This window comes from Natronomonas aquatica, assembly GCF_024449025.1.
In the GTDB taxonomy this organism is placed as follows: domain Archaea; phylum Halobacteriota; class Halobacteria; order Halobacteriales; family Haloarculaceae; genus Natronomonas; species Natronomonas aquatica.
In genome coordinates this window covers 303494-323321 of record NZ_JAHLKM010000001.1, presented here as the reverse complement: position 1 = coordinate 323321, position 19828 = coordinate 303494, and the positions used below count along the sequence as shown (strand labels likewise).

The window sequence follows — 19828 nt, the reverse complement described above, 5'->3', positions numbered from 1 at the left end:
GGGCCAGGACGGTAAAACACTCCCGTTCTGGACCGAGAGGGCTGACCGCGGCTTACCGGACGGAGTCGAGCAGGAGCTTCTGTTCTTCCCGTTTGACCTCGTGTTGGACGTCCCTGACCGCGTCGATGTTCGCCGAGATCGAGGAGACGCCCTCGCCGACGAGGAACCGGACCATCCCCGGTTTCGAGCCCGCCTGTCCGCAGATACCCGTCGCGATGTCGTGTTCTCGGCAGGTTTCGATCGCGTCGCCGATGAGCTGGAGAACGGCCGGGTGGAGTTCGTCGAAACGGTCGGCGACGTGTTCGTTGTTGCGGTCTACTGCCAGCGTGTACTGGGTGAGGTCGTTGGTTCCGAAGGAGGCGAAATCGATCCCCGCCTCGCCCATCTCCTCGATCGAAAGCGCCGCGGCCGGGGTCTCGACCATGACACCCCACGTCCGGATCGCGGGATCGACCCCCGCCGATTCCATCAGGTTCCGCGCCCGGGTGACGTCCTCGCTGTCGTTGACCAGCGGGAACATGATCTCGACGTTGTCGTAGCCCATCTCGAAGAGTCGCCGGAACGCCTCGAGTTCGTGGGCGAAAAGCTCCGGTCGATCGAGGCTGCGGCGGATCCCCCGGTAGCCGAGCATCGGGTTGTGTTCGTGGGGTTCGTCCTCGCCGCCTTCCATCTGTCTGAACTCGTCGGTCGGCGCATCGAGCGTCCGGACGCGGACCGGTCGGGGATAGAACTCGTCGGCGACGGTCCGGACCCCCTCGACGATCTCCTCGACGTAGGCGTCCTCGCCGTGGTCCTCGATGTATCGTTCGGGCGTTTTGTTCGTCGAGAGGATCATGTGTTCCATCCGGAGCAGTCCGACGCCGTCGGCGCCGGTCGCCGCGGCGCGCTCGGCGGCTTCGGGGATGGAGACGTTGACCTTCACCTCCGTCGCCGTCATCGGTTTCACCGGGTTCTCGGGGCGGACCGACTCGACCGAGTCGGTCTGTTCTTCGGGTTCGACGGCGCCCGCGGTGACGCTGCCCTTGTCGCCGTCGATCGTGACGATCTGACCGTCCTCGAGCTGTTTCGTGCCGACGCCGGCCCCGACGACCGCCGGCGCGCCGAGTTCACGGGCGACGATCGCTGCGTGGCTCGTCATCCCGCCCTCGTCGGTGATGATCCCGTCCGCCCGCTTCATCGCCGGCACCATATCGGGGGTCGTCATCTCGGTGACGATGATGTCTCCCTCGCCGACCTTATCGAGCTGATCGAGCGCCCCGACGATCCGGGCCGGTCCGGAGGCGATCCCCGGCGAGGCACCGAGTCCGTTCAAAAGCACGTTCCCGTCCGGCCCATCGGCCTCCCCGTCGGCGTCCTCGGAGATCGTCGTGATCGGCCGCGACTGGAGCATGAACACTTCCCCGTCGATGGTCGCCCACTCGACGTCCTGGGGTTCGTCGTAGTGGGCCTCCGCCCGCTCGCCGAGTTCGACGAGCTGATCGAGTTCCTCCTCGTCGAGCACCTGGGTGTTCCGTTCGTCCTCGGGCACCTCGACCTCGATCGTCTCGCCCGTCTCGTCGTCTTTGACCATCTTGATCTTCTTGTCCGCGACGGTCACCTCGACGGTCTCGTCCGTCTCCCGGTCGATGACGTAGTTGTCCGGCGAGACCGACCCGGAGACGACCGCCTCGCCGAGCCCCCAGGCGGCCTCGATGATGATCTTCGGCTCGCCGCTGGAGGGGTGGGAGGTGAACATCACGCCGGACTTCTCGGCGTCGACCATCCGCTGGACCACGACGGCGATGTCGACGGCGTCGTGGCCGAATCCCTGTTCGTTGCGGTAGTAGATCGCCCGCTGGGTAAACAGCGACGCCCAGCAGTCCTTGATCCGGTCGATGAGATCCTCCCGGGTGACGTTGAGATACGTGTCCTGCTGGCCGGCAAACGAGGCCGATTCGAGGTCTTCGAGCGTTGCCGAGGATCGGACCGCGACAAACGCCTCACCGTCGTCGAGGTCGTCGTAGGCCGCGAGAATCTTCGAGCGGACGTCCTCCGGCATCTCGGTTCCGAGGATGAGCTCTTCGGCCTTCGCTTCCGCCGCCGCGAGAGCGTCGCTGTCGTCCGAATCGATATCGACGGCATCGAACAGTTCCTCGTCGATGCCCGTCTCCTCGATGAACGTCCGGTAGGTGTCCGTGGTGACGATGAACCCTGGGGGGACCGGCAGCCCTGCGGCCGTCATCTCGCCGAGGGACGCACCCTTGCCCCCGACCGTCCCGATGTCCTCGGATCTGATCTCGTCGAGCCAGAGTACGGGTTCTGCGGAACCGTCCGTCCCGTCTGCTGTCATTACGGGAGAGTTCGCTGCCCCCCAACTTAGGCCATTCGTTCGCCGTCCGTGGCGGGATCCGCCCCGATTACGACGGTCCCGTCGCTTCGATGATGTCGTCGTCGCCCGGATCGGGAACCGCGATCGTCCCCTCGAGCGCCGTCACCGCACGACCGCCGACGGCGACGGGATCGGTTCGGGCACGGACCCGGACCCGGCCGGGCCGATCGAGGAAGTGTCCCTGCTCGATGACGGTTTCCTCGGGTAACTCCCCCTCGAACGCTTCGACCCCCCGGAGGTACGCCCCGACCGCGCCGGCGGCAGTCCCGGTGACCGGGTCCTCGTCGACGCCGACGCCGGGCGCGAACATCCGGCCGTGCAGCGTCGCGTTCCCTTCGAGGGTATCGAACGTGAACGCGTACAGCCCGGTCGCGTCGAACTCCTCGGTCAGCGTCCCGATCGCGCCGAAGTCCGGATCGGCCCCAGAAAGCGCCGACAGGAAGTTCACGGGAACGACGAGGTATTCCAGCCCCGTCGAAGCGGTCGCAAGCGGCAGGTCAGCGCCCACGTCGGCGAGCGTCGCTGGATCGACCCCGAGCGCCGACGCGATCCGGTCGTACTCGAGGTCGACCCGCGTCACCTCGGCGACGTCCTGGGTCATCCAGACGACCCCCTCGTCGAGTTCGATATCGAGGACGCCGACGTTCGTCTCTACGGTGTGTGCCCCCCCGGTCAGCCGACCGTTCTCGGCCATCCACGCGTGGGCCGCGACGGTCGCGTGACCACAGAGGTCGATCTCGCCGGCCGGCGTGAAATACCGGAGCCGGCGGTCGGCTTCGGCGCTCGGAAGGAGAAACGCCGTCTCGGAGGCGTTCAACTCCCGGGCGATCGAGCCCATCTGTTCGTCGTCCAGCCCCTCGGCTTCGGGGACGAGCCCGGCGGCGTTGCCGGACAGCGGTTCGCGCGTGAACGCGTCGACGAGCAGGGCGCGTCGGGTTTCCATACGCACGGTTCCGGTGGAGCCATATTAAATGCCGGGCGGCGGTACCGGGGCTAGTATCCGAACCCGAACGCCCGGTTGATCGCAATCATGAGGAACACGGCTCCCAGTATCGCGGCCAGAAACCCGAACGAGACCGGCCACCCGAACAGATCGACCAACAGTCCGACGACAGCCGAGCCCAGCGAGGCGGCGATCATATAGGTGGTCCGAACGAGTCCGAATCCGGCGTTTCGCTCCGCCTCGGAGAACTCGCGGAGAAACCTTGGCATGAGCGCCGATCCGTAACTCATCGCCACCGCGACGAAAAACACGCCGACGAAAATCGAAACGGTGCTGGAACGGATCACGAGCGTCCCGAACCCGACGAGGCCGGCGAGCATACAGCCGGCCAGCGCCCCGTCGCGGCCGATCCGATCGGAGACGGCGCCGATGCCGATCTGGACGACACCCTGTGTGACGAAATACGCCGAAAACAGCGCCCCTGCGAACGTCGTCGAAACGCCGTGGTAATCGATGAGAAACGTCGGCAGAAACGACGCCGTTCCCTGCCAGGTGAACTCCGAGACGATAGCGATGACCAGCGTGAACGCGATCGGTGGCCGCGAGAGGAGTTCGCGGGCGACCGAGAGCTGTACCCGCTCCCGGAGCGGCGTCTCCGGACGGCGCGGGTCGGTCGGGCGGACCTTTACCGCAAAGAGAACCGCCGCCGGTATGCCGATCGTCGCGACGGCGGCGACCGCGATGCGCCACCCGAACTGCACCGTGATCCACGCGACGGCGACGGGGGTACACAGCCCGGCGATCGTGGCCCCGGAGTTGTGGACCCCGACGGCCGTCCCGACGTTGTCGTAGGTTTGCGCAAGGAGCGTGGTCGCGACACTGTAGTGGAGTCCGGCGACGCCCCCGAGCAGGATCGTCGAGAGAAAAAACAGCGCAAAGAGCGGCGAGAGTGCGACCGAAAGCGCGGCGAGGGTGGCGCCGCCGACGGCGACGAGGATGACCCGCCGTTCGCCGTACCGGTCGGCGAGGATCCCGCTGGGGTACTGTGCGAGCCCGTAGGCGAGCCACATCCCGGTCAACGCGAGGCCGACGACAGCGTTCGAGGCGGCGAACGTCTCGACGATCTGTGGCACGACGGGACTGAGCGCCAACCGGCCGACCATCGTGACGAAGAACGCTAGCGTACACAGCGTGAGGACCGTCTCTTTGTATCGCCACCGCATCTGGTCGTCTTACGTGTATCGGTGACGGGACGAGTTTTATGTGACTCGGTTCGATCCCGGGTTCGCTCCCGCCGTCGGGGCGCGAACGGTCGCCCGGAGGAGGTATTAATTACGACCCATCCGAGAAAGCGGGTATGAGCGACCTCCCCGAGGAGTTCGACTGTACCGTCACGACCTGGGAGTACATCTATAGCCTGTGTCGGGACGTCTCCGAGGGGATCAAACAGGCCGACTTCGAGCCCGACGTCGTCGTCGCGCTGGCCCGCGGCGGCTGGTTCGCCGGCCGGTGTCTCTGTGATTTCCTCGGATTGGACGACCTGACGAGCCTGAAGATGGAACACTACGTCGGGACCGGCGAGAAGGCCGACGAGCCGCAGGTCCGGTACCCGATGCCGGACGGCAGCGTCGAGGGGAAAAACGTTCTCGTCATCGACGATATCGCCGACACCGGCGGCTCGATCCGTCGCGCCCACGAGTACGTCTCCGAACGGAACCCCGCGTCGGTCCGGACCGCGACCTTACAGCTACTGCAGACCAGCGAGTTCGAACCCGAGTTCGTCGGCGAACGCCTCGAGGAGTGGACCTGGGTGGTCTATCCGTGGAACTTCATCGAGGACATGATCGATCTCATCGGCGGTGTCATGCGGAAGGCCGACGCCGAGACGCTCACGCGCGAGGACATCCGCCATTACCTGTCGGTCTATCACGACCTGGATCGGATCGAGATGGAGGTCGCCCAGCCGAACCGCCTCGACGAGGTGCTCTCGGAGATGGAGCGTCGCGACGTCGCGGTCCGCGTCGACGAGGGGGTCTGGCGGCTCCCCGAGTGACCCGCCCCCGTTCAATCGTCGGCCGACGCCGGCTCTTCGGCCGGGATCGCCGACGGATCGCGGATCCACATATCGCCGAACAGATCGTCCTGTTCGACCCGGATCCGCCCGCGGTGGGCCAAAAACAGCACCCCGAGGAAGGTATCGACGGTCGACCCGCCCGCGCCGTCGACCTCCGCGAACAGCACTTCCGTTCGCCCCTCGTCGTAGTGTCGCTGTAGCTGGAGGTAGACGTCGTTTATGATCTCCTCCATGTGTTCGTCGTGCGTCCGGCCGGTTACTTCCTCGGCGGTGGGCTCGTCCTCCGCCCGGAGATCCTCGGCTCCACGGTAATCGAGCGTCTGCGTCCCGCGGCCGTATCCCGACGGCGAGGACGAGGTGTCGTAGCTCCGGGACTTTTTCCACCAGGTGTCCCGCTCGCGCTCCCGGAGGTCCCGGACCAGTTCGTCGAGCGTCTCGGGGGTCCCGCGGGCGCGTTTGCGCTCGATCCGGCGGTCGATCTCCCGTTCGAGCTTCGCGAATGGGTCCGCCTCGGGCGGCGGCCCCTCGCCGGGCGGGAGCTCCCACGGCTCCAGTTCCGGATCCGGATCCCCACCGTCGTCGGGCTCCTCGTCGGTCCACATCGCGTCGCTTTTCATCCGCAACAGCACCGACGCGTAGAACAGCGCCCGTCCGCCGGTTCGGAGGTCGGCCTCGTCGAGGCGGTCGAGGAACTTGTCGGTGACGGTCACGACGTCGATGTCCCACGGGTCGATCTCGCCGTCGTCGGCAAGCTGGACGAGTAACTCGACGGGCTCGACCTCGTCGTCGTCCGCCTCGCGGGGATCGGAGACGTCGAACGTCGAGAGGATGTCGTCTTCCCCGTCGCCTCGCTCGTCGGGATCGCCGCCCGCGTTGGGACGCTCTGTTTCGGCGTCGTGATCCGCGATGTTCAACGGGATTTCGCCGGTCGCGCCGCCGTCGGTACGGGTCGGAATCGAGGACTCACTCCGCTCTTCCTCGCTATCTCGCGGTTCGCTGCGCTCACCGCTCGATCTGTTCGAGGGTTCGCTTCGCTCACCCTCGCTAGTCATCGGCGGGGACCCCCTCGGCCGACAGGTCGATCCCGGTCACTGCCGAGACGTTGTCCTCCTGCATCATAACACCGATGGCTCTCTCCGAGCGTTCCAGAAGCGCCGAACGGTGGGAGACGACGACGAACTGGGCGTCGCTGGCGAGCTCTTCGACCATCTCGCCGACCATCTCGGCGTTGGCGGCGTCGAGGAAGGCGTCGATCTCATCGAGCGCGTAGAACGGTGCCGGGTTGTACCGCTGGATCGCGAAAATGAAGGCCAGCGCGGTCAGCGATTTCTCGCCGCCCGACATCGCATCGAGCCGCTGGATCGGCTTGTCGCCCGGCTGGGCCTTCATCGTCAACCCGCCGTCGAAGGGGTCCTCGGGGTTCTCCAAGACGAGTTCGCCGCTCCCGTCCGAGAGCCGCGCGAAGATGTCCCGGAACTGCTCGTTGATGCCCTCGAAGGCGTCCATGAACGTCTTCCGTTTGCGGGACTCGTACTGGTCGATGCGGTCTCTGATCTCGTCGGCTTCCTCGACGAGCGTGTCGCGTTTCTCCTCGAGTTCGGTGAGTTCGGCCTCGACCTCGTCGTACTCCTCGATCGCGAGCATGTTGACCGGCTCCAACGCGTTCATCTCGCCTTCGAGCCGGGAGATCTCGGTTTCGACCGTCCCGTGGTCCGGGATCTCGTCGGGGTCGTACTCGCCGACCTGTGCGTCGAGCTCGTCGATCTCCCACTCGAGTCGCCCCTCGGTGGTTTCGAGCTCTTCGAGGTCGGACTCGATGCGTGTGACCGCCTCCTTCTGCTCGTCGCGGGCCGATTTCGCCTCCGCGAGGTCGTCTTTCAGTTCCTCGCGGTCACCCTTGAGATCCGAGAGTTCCTCCTCGAGTTCGGCGACGGCCTCCTCCTTTTCGGCGAGCGTCCCCCGTTCGTCCTCGATCTTCGCTTCGAGTTCGGCGACGCGCTCTTCGGCCTCGGCCTTGCGGTTCTGGGCCGTCTCGATGTTGTCGTGTAGCTCCTCGATGGCCTCCTCGGCGTACTGCTTTTCGAGTTCGAGTTCGTTGCGGTCGCCGTCGATCTCGCCCATCCGGTCTTCGAGGTCCGCGATCTCCTCGCGGATCGATTCGGCTTTCCCGGTCAACTCCGGAATCTCGGAGTCGGCGATCTCGGCCTCCAGATCCTCGATGTCGGCCTCTACGGCCGCGATATCGTCGTCTTTCTCGTCGATGTCGGCCTCGATCGACTCCATCCGCTCGGCGACGGCCTCGCGTTCTTCCTCGATCGATTCCAGCTCGGATTCGAGCCGATCGATCCGGTCTTCGACCTCCTCTCGGTCGCTTTCGAGCGATTCGATCTCGGCCTCGATGTCGCGGACCTGCTCGGCCGCGTCGGTCTGGCGGTCGCGGGCGTCGTCGAGTCTGGACTCGACGTCCCGGAGGTCCGCCCGGATCGATTCCTTTTGCTCCTGAAGGTCGGTGATCCGTTCTGCGACCCGCTGGAGTTGTCCCTTGCCGCTCTTGGTGAAGGCGTACCGCGATCCGGAACTGGAACCGCCCGTCATCGCGCCGGACTTCTCGACGAGGTCGCCCTCCAGGGTGACAAGCCGGTACTCGCCCATCAGATCCCGTGCCGTCTCCATGTCCTCGACGACGAGCGTGTCGCCGACGACGTAGGAGAACACCTCCGCGTACTCGGGGTCGAAGTCGATGAGGTTGTACGCGAAATCGACGACGCCCGGCAGGTCGGGCGCCGACGGCAGCGACCGACCGTGCATCTCCGTCATCGGGAGGAACGTCGCACGCCCGGCGTTTCTCGATTTCAGGTGTTCGATACATCGCTGGCCGACGCCGTCGTCGTCGACAACGACGTTCGCGAGCCGCCCCCCTGCCGCCGTCTCACACGCGGTCGCGTATTCGGGAGCGACGCCGCCGAGCTGGCCGACGGTTCCGTGGACGCCGTCGAACTCCGCGTTCAGGACCGTCGTGACCGCCCGCCCGTAGGAGGCGTCCCCGCTCTCGTCGGCCCGGGCCTCGAGTTCGGCGTACTCCTGTTGCTTTTCGGAGATCTCGTCCTCGATCGACTCGAGATCGTCCTGTATACCGCGTCTTTCCTGTTTTAAATCCTCGACGACCTCGGCGATCGTCTCCCGGTTCGTCTCGGCTTTCTCCAGTTCGTTCCGGAGATCGGATAGCTCCGCGTCGATCTCCGGGAGTTCGGCCTCGGCGCTTTCGATCGCCCCCTTTTTTTCGCGTTCGGCGTTCGTCCGGCGGCGCGATTCATCGAGCAGCCGGTCCTGTTCGCGCTGGAGTTCGTTTCGCTCGTCTTTCAGTTTCTGGAGCGTCTCGCGGCGCTCCTCGAGTGCGTCCCTGGTCGCCTCGTATTCGCTGTCGACCGCCTCGATCTCGGCTTCGACCTCCTCGAGTTCGGCCTCCTTCTCCTTGACTTCGGCCTTCAGCGAGGATTTCTCGACTTTCAGGTTCCGGATCTCCGCCTCGAGGTCGTCGATCGTCTCCTGTTTGCGGTCGATCTGGACGAACGCCTGTCGGCGCTCGGCCTCGGCGTCCTCGATCCGGTCGTTTTCGGTCCCGATGCGGTCCTCGAGGCGGGCGATCTCGCCTTTCGTCTCTTCGATCTCGCGTTTGATCGCTAGCTGTTCGTCCTCGCCTTTCCGCTCGATCTCGGCGTTGAGATCGGCCAGATCCTCCTCGAGGCGCGTCACCCGGCCCTGCCGTTCGTCGAGTTCCCGCTGTAGCTCGTCGCGTTTCTCCGCTTTCGTCTCGATCGTCTCGCGCACCGATTCGATCTCGTCCCGCTTCTCCTCGAGTTCGGCCGCCTTCCGATAGCCCTCGTACTCTTCCTTTTCGGCTTTCAGTTCCTTGTACTCCAGCGCCGTCTCGCGTTCGTCCTCGAGTCTCTCGAGGCGGCCCTCCTTTTCTTCGATCCGGAGTTCGGCCTCCGAAACCCGATCCTGTACCGTCTCGAGTTCCTCGAAGGCGTCCTCCTTCTTCGCGTCGAACTGGGCGACGCCGGCGATCTCGTCGATGATCGTCCGGCGCGAACCGGGTGTCATGGTGATGATCTCGGTCACGTCGCCCTGCATCACGACGTTGTACCCCTCGGGGGTAACGCCGGCCTGTGCGAGCAGGTCCTGGATGTCCGAGAGGTTCACCGACCGGCCGTTGAGATAATAATACGAGTAATAGGTGTCCTCGTCGGTCTGTTTGACCCGCCGTCGGACCGAGATCTCCTCGGTGTCCCCGATCTTCTCCGTGCCGGCCGCCGACACGACCTGCTGGCGGGTAAGCGTCCCGTCGCTGTTGTCGAGGATGACTTCGACCGAGGCTTCCCGCTCTCCGGAGAAGTCGTTCGCCTCGTCCTCGTGGCCGGGGTTGTAGATGAGGTCGGTCAGTTTTTCCGCGCGGATGCCCGACGTACGGGCGAGCCCGAGCGCGAAGAGCACCGAATCGATGATGTTGGATTTCCCGGAGCCGTTCGGGCCGCTGATCGTGGTGAAATCCTCGTATAACGGGACACGCGTCTTACGGCCGAAGCTCTTGAAGTTGTCGAGGACGAGTTCTTTGATATGCATAGCGTCGGATCAGGCGACGATGATGTCGTCGCCGGATTCGGAGTCCGTCTTCTCCTCCCCGTCGGACTCCGCCTCCGCTTCCGCTTCCGTCGTCTCGGCTTCCGTCGTCGACTCCTCGTCGGCCATCGGTTCCTCGCCCGTCGCCGGTCCGTTCCCGCGTTCGGTGTCGGCTGACGGACCCGTCCCGATCGACCGGTCCCGATCGACACCACGCCCGACGAGTACGTCGGGTTCGACGCCGGCTTCGTCCTCGAGGGCGCCAAGCCGTTCTTTCGTCTCGACGAGTTCGTCTGTCAATCCTTCGACTGTCGCCTCGAGCTCGCGGACCTTGGCCTCGAGTTCCTCGACTCGGTTCCCGGACATACTTCCGTTACCGCTCCCCGGACGTATAAATGTGCGTCAGACATTCTCACTGCGGCTGATACGCCGCCCGGTCGGGATCGGCTGGTTCGGTCCGGTCCGGTTCTGAGGGGTAGCGATCACTCGGGGACCAGCCGGACAATCGGGGCGGGATCGCCGTCGATCGCCACGTGGAGGCCGCCGTTTCCGGGCGCGCTCTCGATCGCCCTGATTCGCCATCCCCGGTCGGTCAAGAGTGGCTCGCGTTCCTCGACGCTCCGGCCGTCGACGGCGAAGCGGCCGAGGTACTCCCCGGCCAGGTTACCGAGGAACAGATCGCCGCGCCACGCCGGGAACGCCTCGCCGTCGTAGAACGCCGCCCCCGAGGGCGGGAACCCGCCACTGCCGCACTCCCAGTAGTGGACCGGCTCGACGAACTCCTCTCGCTCGTCCGGCCGGTCGCCGACAGGGTCGTCGGTGCCGTACTCGCAGGCGTACGTCGCGACCGGCCAGCCGTAGTTGCCGCCGCGTTCGAGGACGTTGATCTCGTCGCCGTCCCGTTCGCCGTGTTCGGCCTGCCAGAGTTCGCCCGTCTCGGGGTGGACGGCCATCGACTGGGGGTTCCGATGGCCGTAGCTGAAGATCGTATCCTCGACGTCCGGATCCTCGAGGAAGGGGTTGTCGTCGGGAACCGAGCCGTCGGGCGCCAGCCGGAGCGTCGCCCCGAGTTCGTTCGTCGTGTTCTGGGCGACGTGATCGGGCCCGAAATTCTTGAATTGGCGGTCCCCGACGGTCAGATAGGCCGCCCCGTCCGTCCCGAAGACGACCCGTGATCCGTAGTGGCCGTCGGATTCGACGAACGGTTCGGCGGCGTGAAGGAGTTCGAACGAGGATAGCCGCGCCGCACCGGGGTCGAGCCGCCCCCGGCCGAGGTGGGTGCCCGAGGCCCCGGTGTCGTTCGTCGCCGAGTAGGTCAGATACACCCACGGCTCGTCCGGGAAGCCCGGATGGACGGCGACGTCGAGGAGTCCGCCCTGTCCCCCGGCGTACACTTCGGGTGTACCGCCGAGCGGTTCTCGCTCGCCGCTTTCCCGATCGACGAGGGACAGTCGCCCGGCGTCACGCTCCGTCACGAGCAGTCGCTTTCCGTCCGGCAGGAAGGCGACCCCCCACGGATGCTCGAGCCCTTCGGTGACCGTCTCGACGGTGACTCCGACGGTGTCGGAGCCGTCCGTATCGGCGCCGTCCGGCTCCGAACCGTCCGACTCTTCGCCGTCCGAGCCCCCGTCGCCCGACCCGTTCCCGCTACACCCGGCGAGGGAGCCGGCGGCGACGACCCCGAGCGCCGAGAGATACGATCGCCGGTCCATACCGGCGGTACGGGGCGGGGCGACTTCAGCCTGTACCCGACACCTCCCCGGGTGTTCCCGCCGACGGCTGTCGTTAGGCTAAAGCCTCCGCGCGAAAACAGGAGCGTAATGACCGCACAGACCGCCGAGCAGCGCGATCTCACGGCCGTCATCGGCCTCGAGGTTCACGTCCAACTCGAGACGGCGACGAAGATCTTCTGTGGCTGTTCGACCGACACGGCCGACGACGAGGCGCCGAACACCCGGACCTGTCCCGTCTGTCTCGGCCTCCCCGGCGCCCTGCCGGTGCTCAACGAGGGCGCCGTCGAGGCCGCCGTCAAGGTCGGGAAGGCCCTCGATTCGGAGATCCCCGAGGAGACCCGGTTTCACCGGAAGAACTACTACTACCCGGATCTACCCAAGAACTTCCAGATCACCCAGTACGACGCCCCGATCTGTGACGGCGGCGAACTCGAATTCAGCGTCGACGGCGAGCGCCGGACCGTCGGGATCGAACGCGCCCACCTCGAGGAGGATCCGGGCAGTCTCTCGCACGCCGGCGGCTCGATCGACACCGCCGAGTACACGCTCGTCGACTACAACCGCGCTGGAACACCGCTCATGGAGATCGTTACCGAGCCCGACTTCCGGAGCGCCGCGGAGGCGCGGGCCTTCCTCACGAAGCTCACCGAGGTGCTCGAGTACCTCGGCGTCTTCGACGTCACCCGGAACGGCAGCCTGCGGGTCGACGCGAACCTCTCGATCGTCGAGCGTAGCGCCGGGGACGGCGATATCGACGGGGAAACGCTCGAATCGGCCAACCGGACCGAAGTGAAGAACATCTCCAGTCACAAGGGTGCCGAGAAAGCGCTGGCCTACGAGGAGACACGACAGAAGAACGCGATCCAGCGCGGCCGGGAGGTCGAACAGGAGACCCGCCACTGGGACGAGTCCCGCGGGATCACCGTCTCGATGCGCTCGAAGGAGGCCGAGAAGGACTACCGGTACTTCCGTGAGGCGGATCTCCCGCCGCTTCGGGTCTCCGACTGGAAAGACGAAATCGAGATCCCCGAACTGCCGGACGCCCGACGGGAGCGGTTCCGCGAGGAGTTCGGTCTCGATCGGGAATCCGCCGAAAAACTCACCTCGACGAAGCAGGTCGCGGACTTCTACGAACGGATCGCGGGCTCTTTCGACCCCGATACCGCCGCGACGTGGGTCGCCGACAACCTCCTCGGGGAGCTCAACTACCGGGACATGTCGATCACGGACGTCGAGGACCGCCTCGAGGAGTTCACCCGGCTCGTCGAGCTAGTCGACGCCGAGGAGATCACCGTCAAGAACGCCGAGGAGATCGTCCTCCGGCGGATGCTCGACGACGGGCTCGACCCGGACGGGATCGTCGAACGGGAGGGCCTCGGCAAGACCGACGCTGACGTCGTCGAAACCGCCGTCGCGGAGGCGATCGAGGAGAACGCCGGTGCAGTCGAGGACTACCACGCCGGCGAGGACGGCGCGCTGAACTTCCTCGTCGGACAGGTCATGGGGAAGACACAGGGCAGCGCGGACCCCGGAACGGTCAACGAACTGTTGCGCGAGCGGCTGGACGGCTGACATCGCCCGAGGGCTGATCGCGCGCGTACACGCTCGCAGGCGTTCTCCTTCGGTTCGAAAGCGTTTCGACGAAAGGTTGAAAAACGGAGTCGGCGTACCCGGAGCCAACGTGGAACTCATCGTTACCGAAAAAGACAACGCAGCGCGCCGGATCGCCGAGATCCTCTCGGACGACACCGCGTCCACGGGGCGGCGCAACGGCGTCAACGTCTACCGCTGGGGCGAGAAACGCTGTGTCGGGCTCTCGGGGCACGTCGTCGGCGTCGACTTCCCGCCGGAGTACGCCGACTGGCGCGACGTCCAGCCCGCCGAACTCGTCGAGGCGGACATCGTCAAGACGCCGACCCAGGAGAACATCGTCCGGACGCTCAAGGAACTGTCCGGACGCGCCGACCGGGCGACGATCGCGACCGACTACGACCGGGAGGGCGAACTCATCGGCAAGGAAGCCTACGAACTGATCCGCGAGGAGACCGATATCCCGATCGAACGGGTTCGTTTCTCCTCGATCACCGAAAACGAGGTCCGCGAGGCGTTCGGAAACCCCGACGATCTGGACTTCGATCTCGCGGCGGCCGGTGAGGCCCGACAGATCATCGATCTGCTGTGGGGGGCCGCGCTCACTCGCTTTCTTTCGCTTTCGGCCGGCCAACTCGGGGAGGATTTCATCTCAGTCGGACGGGTCCAGTCGCCGACGCTAAAGCTCATCGTCGACCGCGAGCGGGAGATCCAGGCCTTCGAACCCGACGACTACTGGGAGCTGTTCGCGGACCTGCTGCAGGCCGACACCGCCTTCGAGGCCCAGTACTTCAGACGCGAGGACGGCAAAGAGAAAGAACGCGTCTGGAACGAGGCCGACGCGACCGAGGCGTTCGAACGGCTACAGGGTGCCCGCGAGGCGATCGTCGAGTCCGTCCGCCGGCGGACCCGGACCGACGAGCCGCCGGCTCCGTTCGATACGACCCGGTATATCAGTGCCGCGAGTTCGGTCGGCCTCTCCGCCCAGAAGGCGATGAGCGTCGCCGAGGAACTCTACACCGCCGGCTACATCACCTACCCGCGGACGGACAACACCGTCTACCCGGACGATCTCGACCCCGAGGCGCTGCTCTCGGAGTTCACCGGCCACTACCTCTTTTCGGAGGACGCCGAGTCGCTTCTGGCGGCCGAGGATATCGAGCCGACTGAGGGTGACGAGGAGACCACCGACCACCCGCCGATCCACCCGACTGGCGAGATCCCAGACCGGGACGGTCTCTCCGACGACGAGTGGGAGGTCTACGAGCTCGTCGTCAGACACTTCTTTGCGACGGTCGCCGACGCCGCCGAGTGGGAGCACCTGAAGGTCGTCGCCGACGCCAACGGCTGTCTGTTGAAATCCAACGGCAAGCGGCTCGTCGATCCTGGCTACCACGAGGTGTACCCGTACCGCTCGACCGCGGAGAACCACGTCCCCGCCGTCGAGGAGGGCGAACTGCTCGACGTCGAGGACGCCCGCATCGAGGCCAAACAGACCCAGCCGCCCCGACGCCGGGGACAGTCCCGGCTCATCGAGGAGATGGCCGACCTCGGTATCGGGACGAAATCGACCAGACACAACACCCTCCAGAAGCTCTACGACCGGGGATACATCGAGAGCGATCCGCCGCGACCGACGAAGCTGGCCGTCGCCGTCGTCGAGGCCGCCGAGAAGTTCGCCGACCGGATCGTCGACGAGGGGATGACGGCCCAACTGGAGGCCGACATGCAGGCGATCGTCGACGGCGAGAAGGACCTCGAGGAGGTGACCGACGAGTCCCGTGAGATGCTCGAGGCGATCTTCGAGGAACTCCACGACTCCCGGGAGGCCGTCGGCGAACACCTCCGGGAGTCGATGAAGGCAGACCGGACGCTGGGGTCGTGTCCCGAGTGCGGCGAGAGCCTGCTCGTCCGCCGATCCCGGCAGGGCTCGTACTTCGTCGGCTGTGACGGCTTCCCCGAGTGTCGGTACACGCTGCCGTTGCCGAACCAGGGCGAACCGACCGTCCTCGAGGAGACCTGTTCCGAACACGATCTCAGGCACGTGAAGATGCTTGCCGGCCGGAGCACGTTCGTTCACGGCTGTCCGCAGTGTAAGTCCGAGGAGGCCGACGATACCGACGACGAGGTCATCGGTGTCTGCCCCGAGTGTGGAACGGAACACGGCGGCGAACTAGCGATCAAACGGCTCCGGAACGGCTCGCGGCTCGTGGGTTGTACCCGGTATCCCGAGTGCGAATACTCCCTGCCGTTGCCGCGACGCGGCGACATCGAAGTGACCGAGGGACGCTGTGAGGAGCACGACCTCCCCCATCTCCTCGTCACCGACGGGGCTGACGACGACCCATGGGACCTCGGCTGTCCGATCTGCAACTACGCCGACTACAGGGAGCGACAGGCGGCCTCCGAAATCGAGGACCTCGACGGGGTCGGCGCCAAGACTGCCGAGAAACTCGCCGCCGCCGGGATCGAGTCGATCGAGGATCTCCGGGCCGCCGACGCCGACGCCGTCGCCGACGACGTCCAGGGCGTCTCCGGTGATCGGCTTCGCGAGTGGCAGGCTGCGGCGAACGCGAGCGCGGCCGCCGACTGACCGGAAGCGAGTCGGACGAGTCGGGGGATGTCGAAGCGGTTTTAGCCGCTCACGGACACAGACGGTGTATGACCGCGCCCTGGGCAGAGTGGGACCACATCGTGAAGATCGATCCCGACAAGACGCTCGTGGAGGGCGAGACGTTCCAGGACGTCTGTGCGACCGGAACCGATGCGCTCGAGATCGGCGGGACGACCGGCATGACCGAAGAGAAGATGGCTCGCGTCGTCGAGGCAACGACGGCGTACGATATCCCGGTCTACATCGAGCCCTCCAACGTCGGCGCGGTCGTCCACCGCGAGGGGCTCGACGGCTATCTGGTTCCGGTAGTACTCAACGCCGGCGACGTGTTCTGGATGACCGGCGCTCACAAGGAGTGGGCCCGCCTCGACGACGACATCGACTGGGGCTCGACGTTCACCGAGGCGTATATCGTGCTCAATCCCGACTCGTCGGTCGCGAGGTACACCGAGGCCGACTGTGATATCGACGCCGACGAGGTCGCCGCCTACGCGGAGATCGCGGAACGAATGTTCGGACAGCGGATCGTCTACATCGAGTATTCGGGAATCTTCGGCGACACCGAGATCGTCCGGGCCGCGGCCGACGCCGCCGAGGAGGCCCGCGTCTTCTACGGCGGCGGTATCGGGGATTACGACGCTGCCTACGAGATGGGCCGGCACGCCGATACCGTCATCGTGGGCGATCTGGTCCACGACGAGGGGGTCGACGCCGTCAGGGAGACGGTCGAAGGGGCGAAAGACGCGAAATCGGAGCGCGCCGACGGGGTCTGACGGACTGACCTCGGCCGTCTCGCCAACCCTTAAGCCGACGCGTCCGAATCTACCAGTAATGTTCGATCCCGACGATCTCGAATCGATCCGGGAGGGATACGACCGCTGGGACGAGGAGACCTACGGTCCGACCGTCGATCGCTTTGGGGAGCGGAAAGAGGCGTTCACGACCGACACCGGGGGACAGGAAATCGACCCGTTATATACCCCCGACGACGTGTCCGATCTCGACTACGGGGAGGAGCTCGGATACCCGGGCGAGGCGCCGTACACCCGCGGCGTCTACTCGACGATGTACCGCGGCCGGATGTGGACGATGCGGCAGTACGCCGGGATGGGGACGGCCAGCGAAACGAACGAGCGGTTCAACTACCTGCTGGACGAGGGCCAGACCGGTCTCTCGATGGCGTTCGATCTCCCGACCCAGATGGGGTACGACTCGGATTCGCCGATGGCGGAGGGGGAGGTCGGCAAAAGCGGCGTCGCGATCGACTCGCTGGACGATATGGAGACCGTCTTCGAGGGGATCCCACTGGACGAAGTGTCGACATCGATGACTATCAACGCGCCCGCGTCGGTTCTTCTGGCGATGTACATCGCCGTCGGCGACAAACAGGGCGTCGATCGCGAGGAGTTGCGCGGCACCATCCAAAACGACATCCTCAAAGAGTACATGGCGCGGAACACCTACATCTTCCCGCCGGAGCCGTCGATGCGGATCATCACCGATATCTTCGAGTTCTGTGCCGAGGAGGTCCCGAGCTTCAACACGATCTCTATCTCGGGTTACCACATTCGGGAGGCGGGCTCGACGGCCGCACAGGAGCTGGCCTTCACGCTCGGCGACGGCATCGAGTACGTCGAAGCCGCGATCGACGCCGGCCTCGACGTCGACGAGTTCGCGCCGCAGCTGTCCTTCTTTTTCAACGCCCACAACAACATCCTCGAGGAGGTCGCGAAGTTCCGGGCGGCCCGTCGGATGTGGTACCGGATCATGGAGGACCGGTTCGACGCCGAAAAGCCCGCGTCGAAACAGCTGAAGTTCCACACCCAGACGGCCGGCTCGACGCTGACCGCCCAGCAGGTCGAGAACAACGTCGTCAGGGTGGCCTATCAGGCGCTGGCGGCGGTACTTGGCGGCACCCAGAGCCTCCACACCAACGGCAAGGACGAGGCGCTCTCGTTGCCGACCGAACAGTCCGTCCGGACGGCGCTTCGAACCCAGCAGATCCTCGCCCACGAATCCGGCGCGGCCGATACGATCGATCCGCTCGCGGGATCGTACTACGTCGAGCACCTCACCGACGAGCTCGAACGCGAGGCGTTCGAACTCCTCGAGGAGGTCGACGAACGCGGCGGGATGCGGCAGGCGGTCGAAGACCAGTGGGCCCAACGGCAGATCCAGGACGTCGCCTTCGAGCGCCAGCGGGAGATCGAAACCGGTGAGCGAGTCATCGTCGGCGTCAACGAGTACGAGGTCGACGAAGACCCCAAAGAGGACATCGAGGAGGTCAGCGAAGAGGAGCAGCGCCGGCAGCGCGAACGGGTCGAGGAGATCCGGGAAGACAGAGATAGCGAGGCTGTCGACGCCGCTCTCGCGGCACTGAAGGACGCTGCCGAAAGCGACCAAAACGTCATGCCCTACATCGTCGACGCGGTAAAGATCTACGCGACGACCGGCGAGGTCTGCAACGCGCTGCGCGACGTTTTCGGCGAATACAACGGCTGAAAGAGCCGGACTGGTCTCGATTCTCTCTGTCGTCACCTTTCCCGCGCGTTTTTAATGGCGGCTCCCGAACCGCCGATATGCGCTTCGATCACGTCGGCGTCGCGACCGAGGACGCCGAGGGGCTCGCGTTCCTCTATGAGGATCTGCTCGGCTGTTCGATCGCCCACGAGGAGCGGTTCGAGGGACTCAAGATCATCTTTCTCGAACTCGAAAACGGCTATTTCGAGCTCTTAGAGCCGACGGGTGAGGGAACGGTCGCACGCTATCTCGAGGAGAACGGCGACGGGGTCCACCATGTCGCCGTCGAGACGGACGATATAAACCGGGCGCTCGAGACCGCCGAAGCGGTCGGCGTCGAACTCATCGATTCGGAGCCACGGCAGGGGGCCTGGGGCCATCAGGTCGCCTTCCTGCATCCGGGATCCACCGGCGGCGTACTGATCGAGTTCGTCGAACACTGACAGGCGCGGTCGCCCGACTGTCGGTGTAGCTGGCGAACAGGCGGCACGCTTCCGATCGCGATCCGTATGCCACACTCCCGCCCCGGCGGATCGCGGCGAACGCTCAGGTCATACGGCCGCTGGTCCCGGCATCCTATATAAACCAAATGCCGCCGGACGGCAGTGTTCGGGGCGATCCGGCGGGGGACCGTCTGTCCGGCCTTCAGCCGAAATTCTCGGCTTTTGATCCATCCATGGGGGCGCCTGCGTCCTCGAGTGCGTCTTCGGCGTCCTCGAGGAAGCCGGCGAAACCGTACACGAACACCTGCTCGTCGGCCGTACCGGTGAGGACGTCACCCACGGCGTCAGTAAGCGCCGTCGATTCGGTAAGGACGAGTACCTCTGCCCCCGCGACCGAGAGCGCCGCGAGTCGGTCCTCGTGGACGGGCTCGTCGTCGCGATAGACGATCGCCGCGTTCCCTCCGTCGGCAAGCGCGCGTTCGGCGATCGCGACGGCGGGGCCAATCCCGGGACCGCCGGCGAGCACGACGACCCGCGATTCGTCCTCGTAGTAGTTGTCGCCGAACGGGCCGGTGACCGTGATCGGATCGCCGGTCTCGAGCGAGAGCAGATATTCGCTGAAGTCTCCCCCCTCCTCGGGATCGTAACTGACGGTGAGTTCGAACGTATCGTCCGTATCGGGCGAGGAGATAGTATAAAAACGGCCGACCGTCTCGCCGCCGATCGTCGTCGAGAGCTTGACGAACTGTCCCGGACGCGCGCTGAACGCCGCCGGCGTCGTGACGTCGATCGCGACCGCGTCCGTCCCGAGTTCGCGGACTCCGGCTACGGTCGTCTCGAAAGGATCCATACGTGATATGGGCCGCTCCGGCGGCAAGGCGCTTTCGAAGGCGGTGGCTGTCCATCGCTCGCCCGATCGGAGT

General features: G+C 65.6%; 14 protein-coding genes. 6 read left to right on the top strand and 8 right to left on the bottom strand.

The features are described 5' to 3' along the window. Positions 1 to 52: 52 nt before the first annotated feature. From ppsA to KM295_RS01720, 3 genes are all read right to left on the bottom strand, one after another. On the bottom strand, positions 53 to 2329 hold the full coding sequence (gene ppsA / locus KM295_RS01730; protein WP_256028136.1) for a phosphoenolpyruvate synthase: 2277 nt from the start codon (positions 2327 to 2329) through the stop codon (positions 53 to 55). Positions 2330 to 2396: 67 nt separating this feature from the next. Beyond that, positions 2397 to 3311 carry a PhzF family phenazine biosynthesis protein gene (locus KM295_RS01725; RefSeq protein ID WP_256028135.1) on the bottom strand — a complete coding sequence of 305 codons (915 nt, stop codon included), beginning with the start codon at positions 3309 to 3311 and terminating at the stop codon, positions 2397 to 2399. 50 nt (positions 3312 to 3361) lie between these two features. Beyond that, entirely contained in the window at positions 3362 to 4534 is a 1173-nt protein-coding gene (locus KM295_RS01720) for an MFS transporter (RefSeq protein ID WP_256028134.1), read from the bottom strand. A 134-nt stretch (positions 4535 to 4668) separates the two neighbouring features. Between KM295_RS01720 and KM295_RS01715 the strand changes: the two genes are divergently transcribed. Beyond that, positions 4669 to 5364, top strand: a complete 696-nt coding sequence (locus tag KM295_RS01715) for a phosphoribosyltransferase (protein WP_256028133.1) — start codon at positions 4669 to 4671, stop codon at positions 5362 to 5364. 11 nt (positions 5365 to 5375) lie between these two features. Here KM295_RS01715 and KM295_RS01710 read toward each other — a convergent pair whose 3' ends face one another. The 4 genes from KM295_RS01710 to KM295_RS01695 all read right to left on the bottom strand — a co-directional run bounded on the left by KM295_RS01710 (position 5376) and on the right by KM295_RS01695 (position 11717). Then, positions 5376 to 6437 (bottom strand): segregation and condensation protein A, encoded by a 1062-nt coding sequence (locus tag KM295_RS01710; protein WP_256028132.1) that lies wholly within the window; start codon positions 6435 to 6437, stop codon positions 5376 to 5378. After that, on the bottom strand, positions 6430 to 10008 hold the full coding sequence (smc, locus tag KM295_RS01705; protein ID WP_256028131.1) for a chromosome segregation protein SMC: 3579 nt from the start codon (positions 10006 to 10008) through the stop codon (positions 6430 to 6432). Before smc ends, KM295_RS01710 begins: the two co-directional genes overlap by 8 nt. A 9-nt stretch (positions 10009 to 10017) precedes the next feature. After that, the gene (locus KM295_RS01700; protein ID WP_256028130.1) at positions 10018 to 10371 is read right to left on the bottom strand and encodes a DUF7518 family protein; all 354 of its coding nucleotides are present in this window, start codon (positions 10369 to 10371) and stop codon (positions 10018 to 10020) included. A gap of 116 nt (positions 10372 to 10487) precedes the next feature. Further along, positions 10488 to 11717: a PQQ-dependent sugar dehydrogenase gene (locus tag KM295_RS01695; protein ID WP_256028129.1), complete on the bottom strand. Its 1230-nt coding sequence runs from the start codon at positions 11715 to 11717 to the stop codon at positions 10488 to 10490. A 108-nt stretch (positions 11718 to 11825) separates the two neighbouring features. Between KM295_RS01695 and gatB the strand changes: the two genes are divergently transcribed. The 5 genes from gatB (at position 11826) to mce (ending at position 18905) form a co-directional block, all read left to right on the top strand. Further along, positions 11826 to 13310, top strand: coding sequence for an Asp-tRNA(Asn)/Glu-tRNA(Gln) amidotransferase subunit GatB (gene gatB / locus KM295_RS01690; protein ID WP_256028128.1), 1485 nt, complete (start codon positions 11826 to 11828; stop codon positions 13308 to 13310). Between the two features lie 109 nt (positions 13311 to 13419). After that, the gene (locus KM295_RS01685; protein WP_256028127.1) at positions 13420 to 15921 is read left to right on the top strand and encodes a DNA topoisomerase I; all 2502 of its coding nucleotides are present in this window, start codon (positions 13420 to 13422) and stop codon (positions 15919 to 15921) included. 68 nt (positions 15922 to 15989) lie between these two features. Next, complete coding sequence (locus KM295_RS01680; RefSeq protein WP_256028126.1) at positions 15990 to 16715, top strand: phosphoglycerol geranylgeranyltransferase; 726 nt, start codon at positions 15990 to 15992, stop codon at positions 16713 to 16715. Positions 16716 to 16773: 58 nt separating this feature from the next. After that, positions 16774 to 18444: an acyl-CoA mutase large subunit family protein gene (locus KM295_RS01675; RefSeq protein ID WP_256028125.1), complete on the top strand. Its 1671-nt coding sequence runs from the start codon at positions 16774 to 16776 to the stop codon at positions 18442 to 18444. A 77-nt stretch (positions 18445 to 18521) separates the two neighbouring features. After that, positions 18522 to 18905 carry a methylmalonyl-CoA epimerase gene (gene mce / locus KM295_RS01670; protein ID WP_256028124.1) on the top strand — a complete coding sequence of 128 codons (384 nt, stop codon included), beginning with the start codon at positions 18522 to 18524 and terminating at the stop codon, positions 18903 to 18905. 202 nt (positions 18906 to 19107) lie between these two features. Here the strand turns inward: mce and KM295_RS01665 are convergent, their stop codons facing one another. Beyond that, positions 19108 to 19755 (bottom strand): FAD-dependent oxidoreductase, encoded by a 648-nt coding sequence (locus KM295_RS01665; protein ID WP_256028123.1) that lies wholly within the window; start codon positions 19753 to 19755, stop codon positions 19108 to 19110. Positions 19756 to 19828 lie beyond the last annotated feature (73 nt).

Coding starts and splice junctions, on each gene's coding strand:
- ppsA (WP_256028136.1), bottom strand. CDS start 2,329: ATGACAGCAGACGGGACGGACGGTTCCGCAGAACCCGTACTCTGGCTC.
- KM295_RS01725 (WP_256028135.1), bottom strand. CDS start 3,311: ATGGAAACCCGACGCGCCCTGCTCGTCGACGCGTTCACGCGCGAACCG.
- KM295_RS01720 (WP_256028134.1), bottom strand. CDS start 4,534: ATGCGGTGGCGATACAAAGAGACGGTCCTCACGCTGTGTACGCTAGCG.
- KM295_RS01715 (WP_256028133.1), top strand. CDS start 4,669: ATGAGCGACCTCCCCGAGGAGTTCGACTGTACCGTCACGACCTGGGAG.
- KM295_RS01710 (WP_256028132.1), bottom strand. CDS start 6,437: ATGACTAGCGAGGGTGAGCGAAGCGAACCCTCGAACAGATCGAGCGGT.
- smc (WP_256028131.1), bottom strand. CDS start 10,008: ATGCATATCAAAGAACTCGTCCTCGACAACTTCAAGAGCTTCGGCCGT.
- KM295_RS01700 (WP_256028130.1), bottom strand. CDS start 10,371: ATGTCCGGGAACCGAGTCGAGGAACTCGAGGCCAAGGTCCGCGAGCTC.
- KM295_RS01695 (WP_256028129.1), bottom strand. CDS start 11,717: ATGGACCGGCGATCGTATCTCTCGGCGCTCGGGGTCGTCGCCGCCGGC.
- gatB (WP_256028128.1), top strand. CDS start 11,826: ATGACCGCACAGACCGCCGAGCAGCGCGATCTCACGGCCGTCATCGGC.
- KM295_RS01680 (WP_256028126.1), top strand. CDS start 15,990: ATGACCGCGCCCTGGGCAGAGTGGGACCACATCGTGAAGATCGATCCC.
- KM295_RS01675 (WP_256028125.1), top strand. CDS start 16,774: ATGTTCGATCCCGACGATCTCGAATCGATCCGGGAGGGATACGACCGC.
- mce (WP_256028124.1), top strand. CDS start 18,522: ATGCGCTTCGATCACGTCGGCGTCGCGACCGAGGACGCCGAGGGGCTC.
- KM295_RS01665 (WP_256028123.1), bottom strand. CDS start 19,755: ATGGATCCTTTCGAGACGACCGTAGCCGGAGTCCGCGAACTCGGGACG.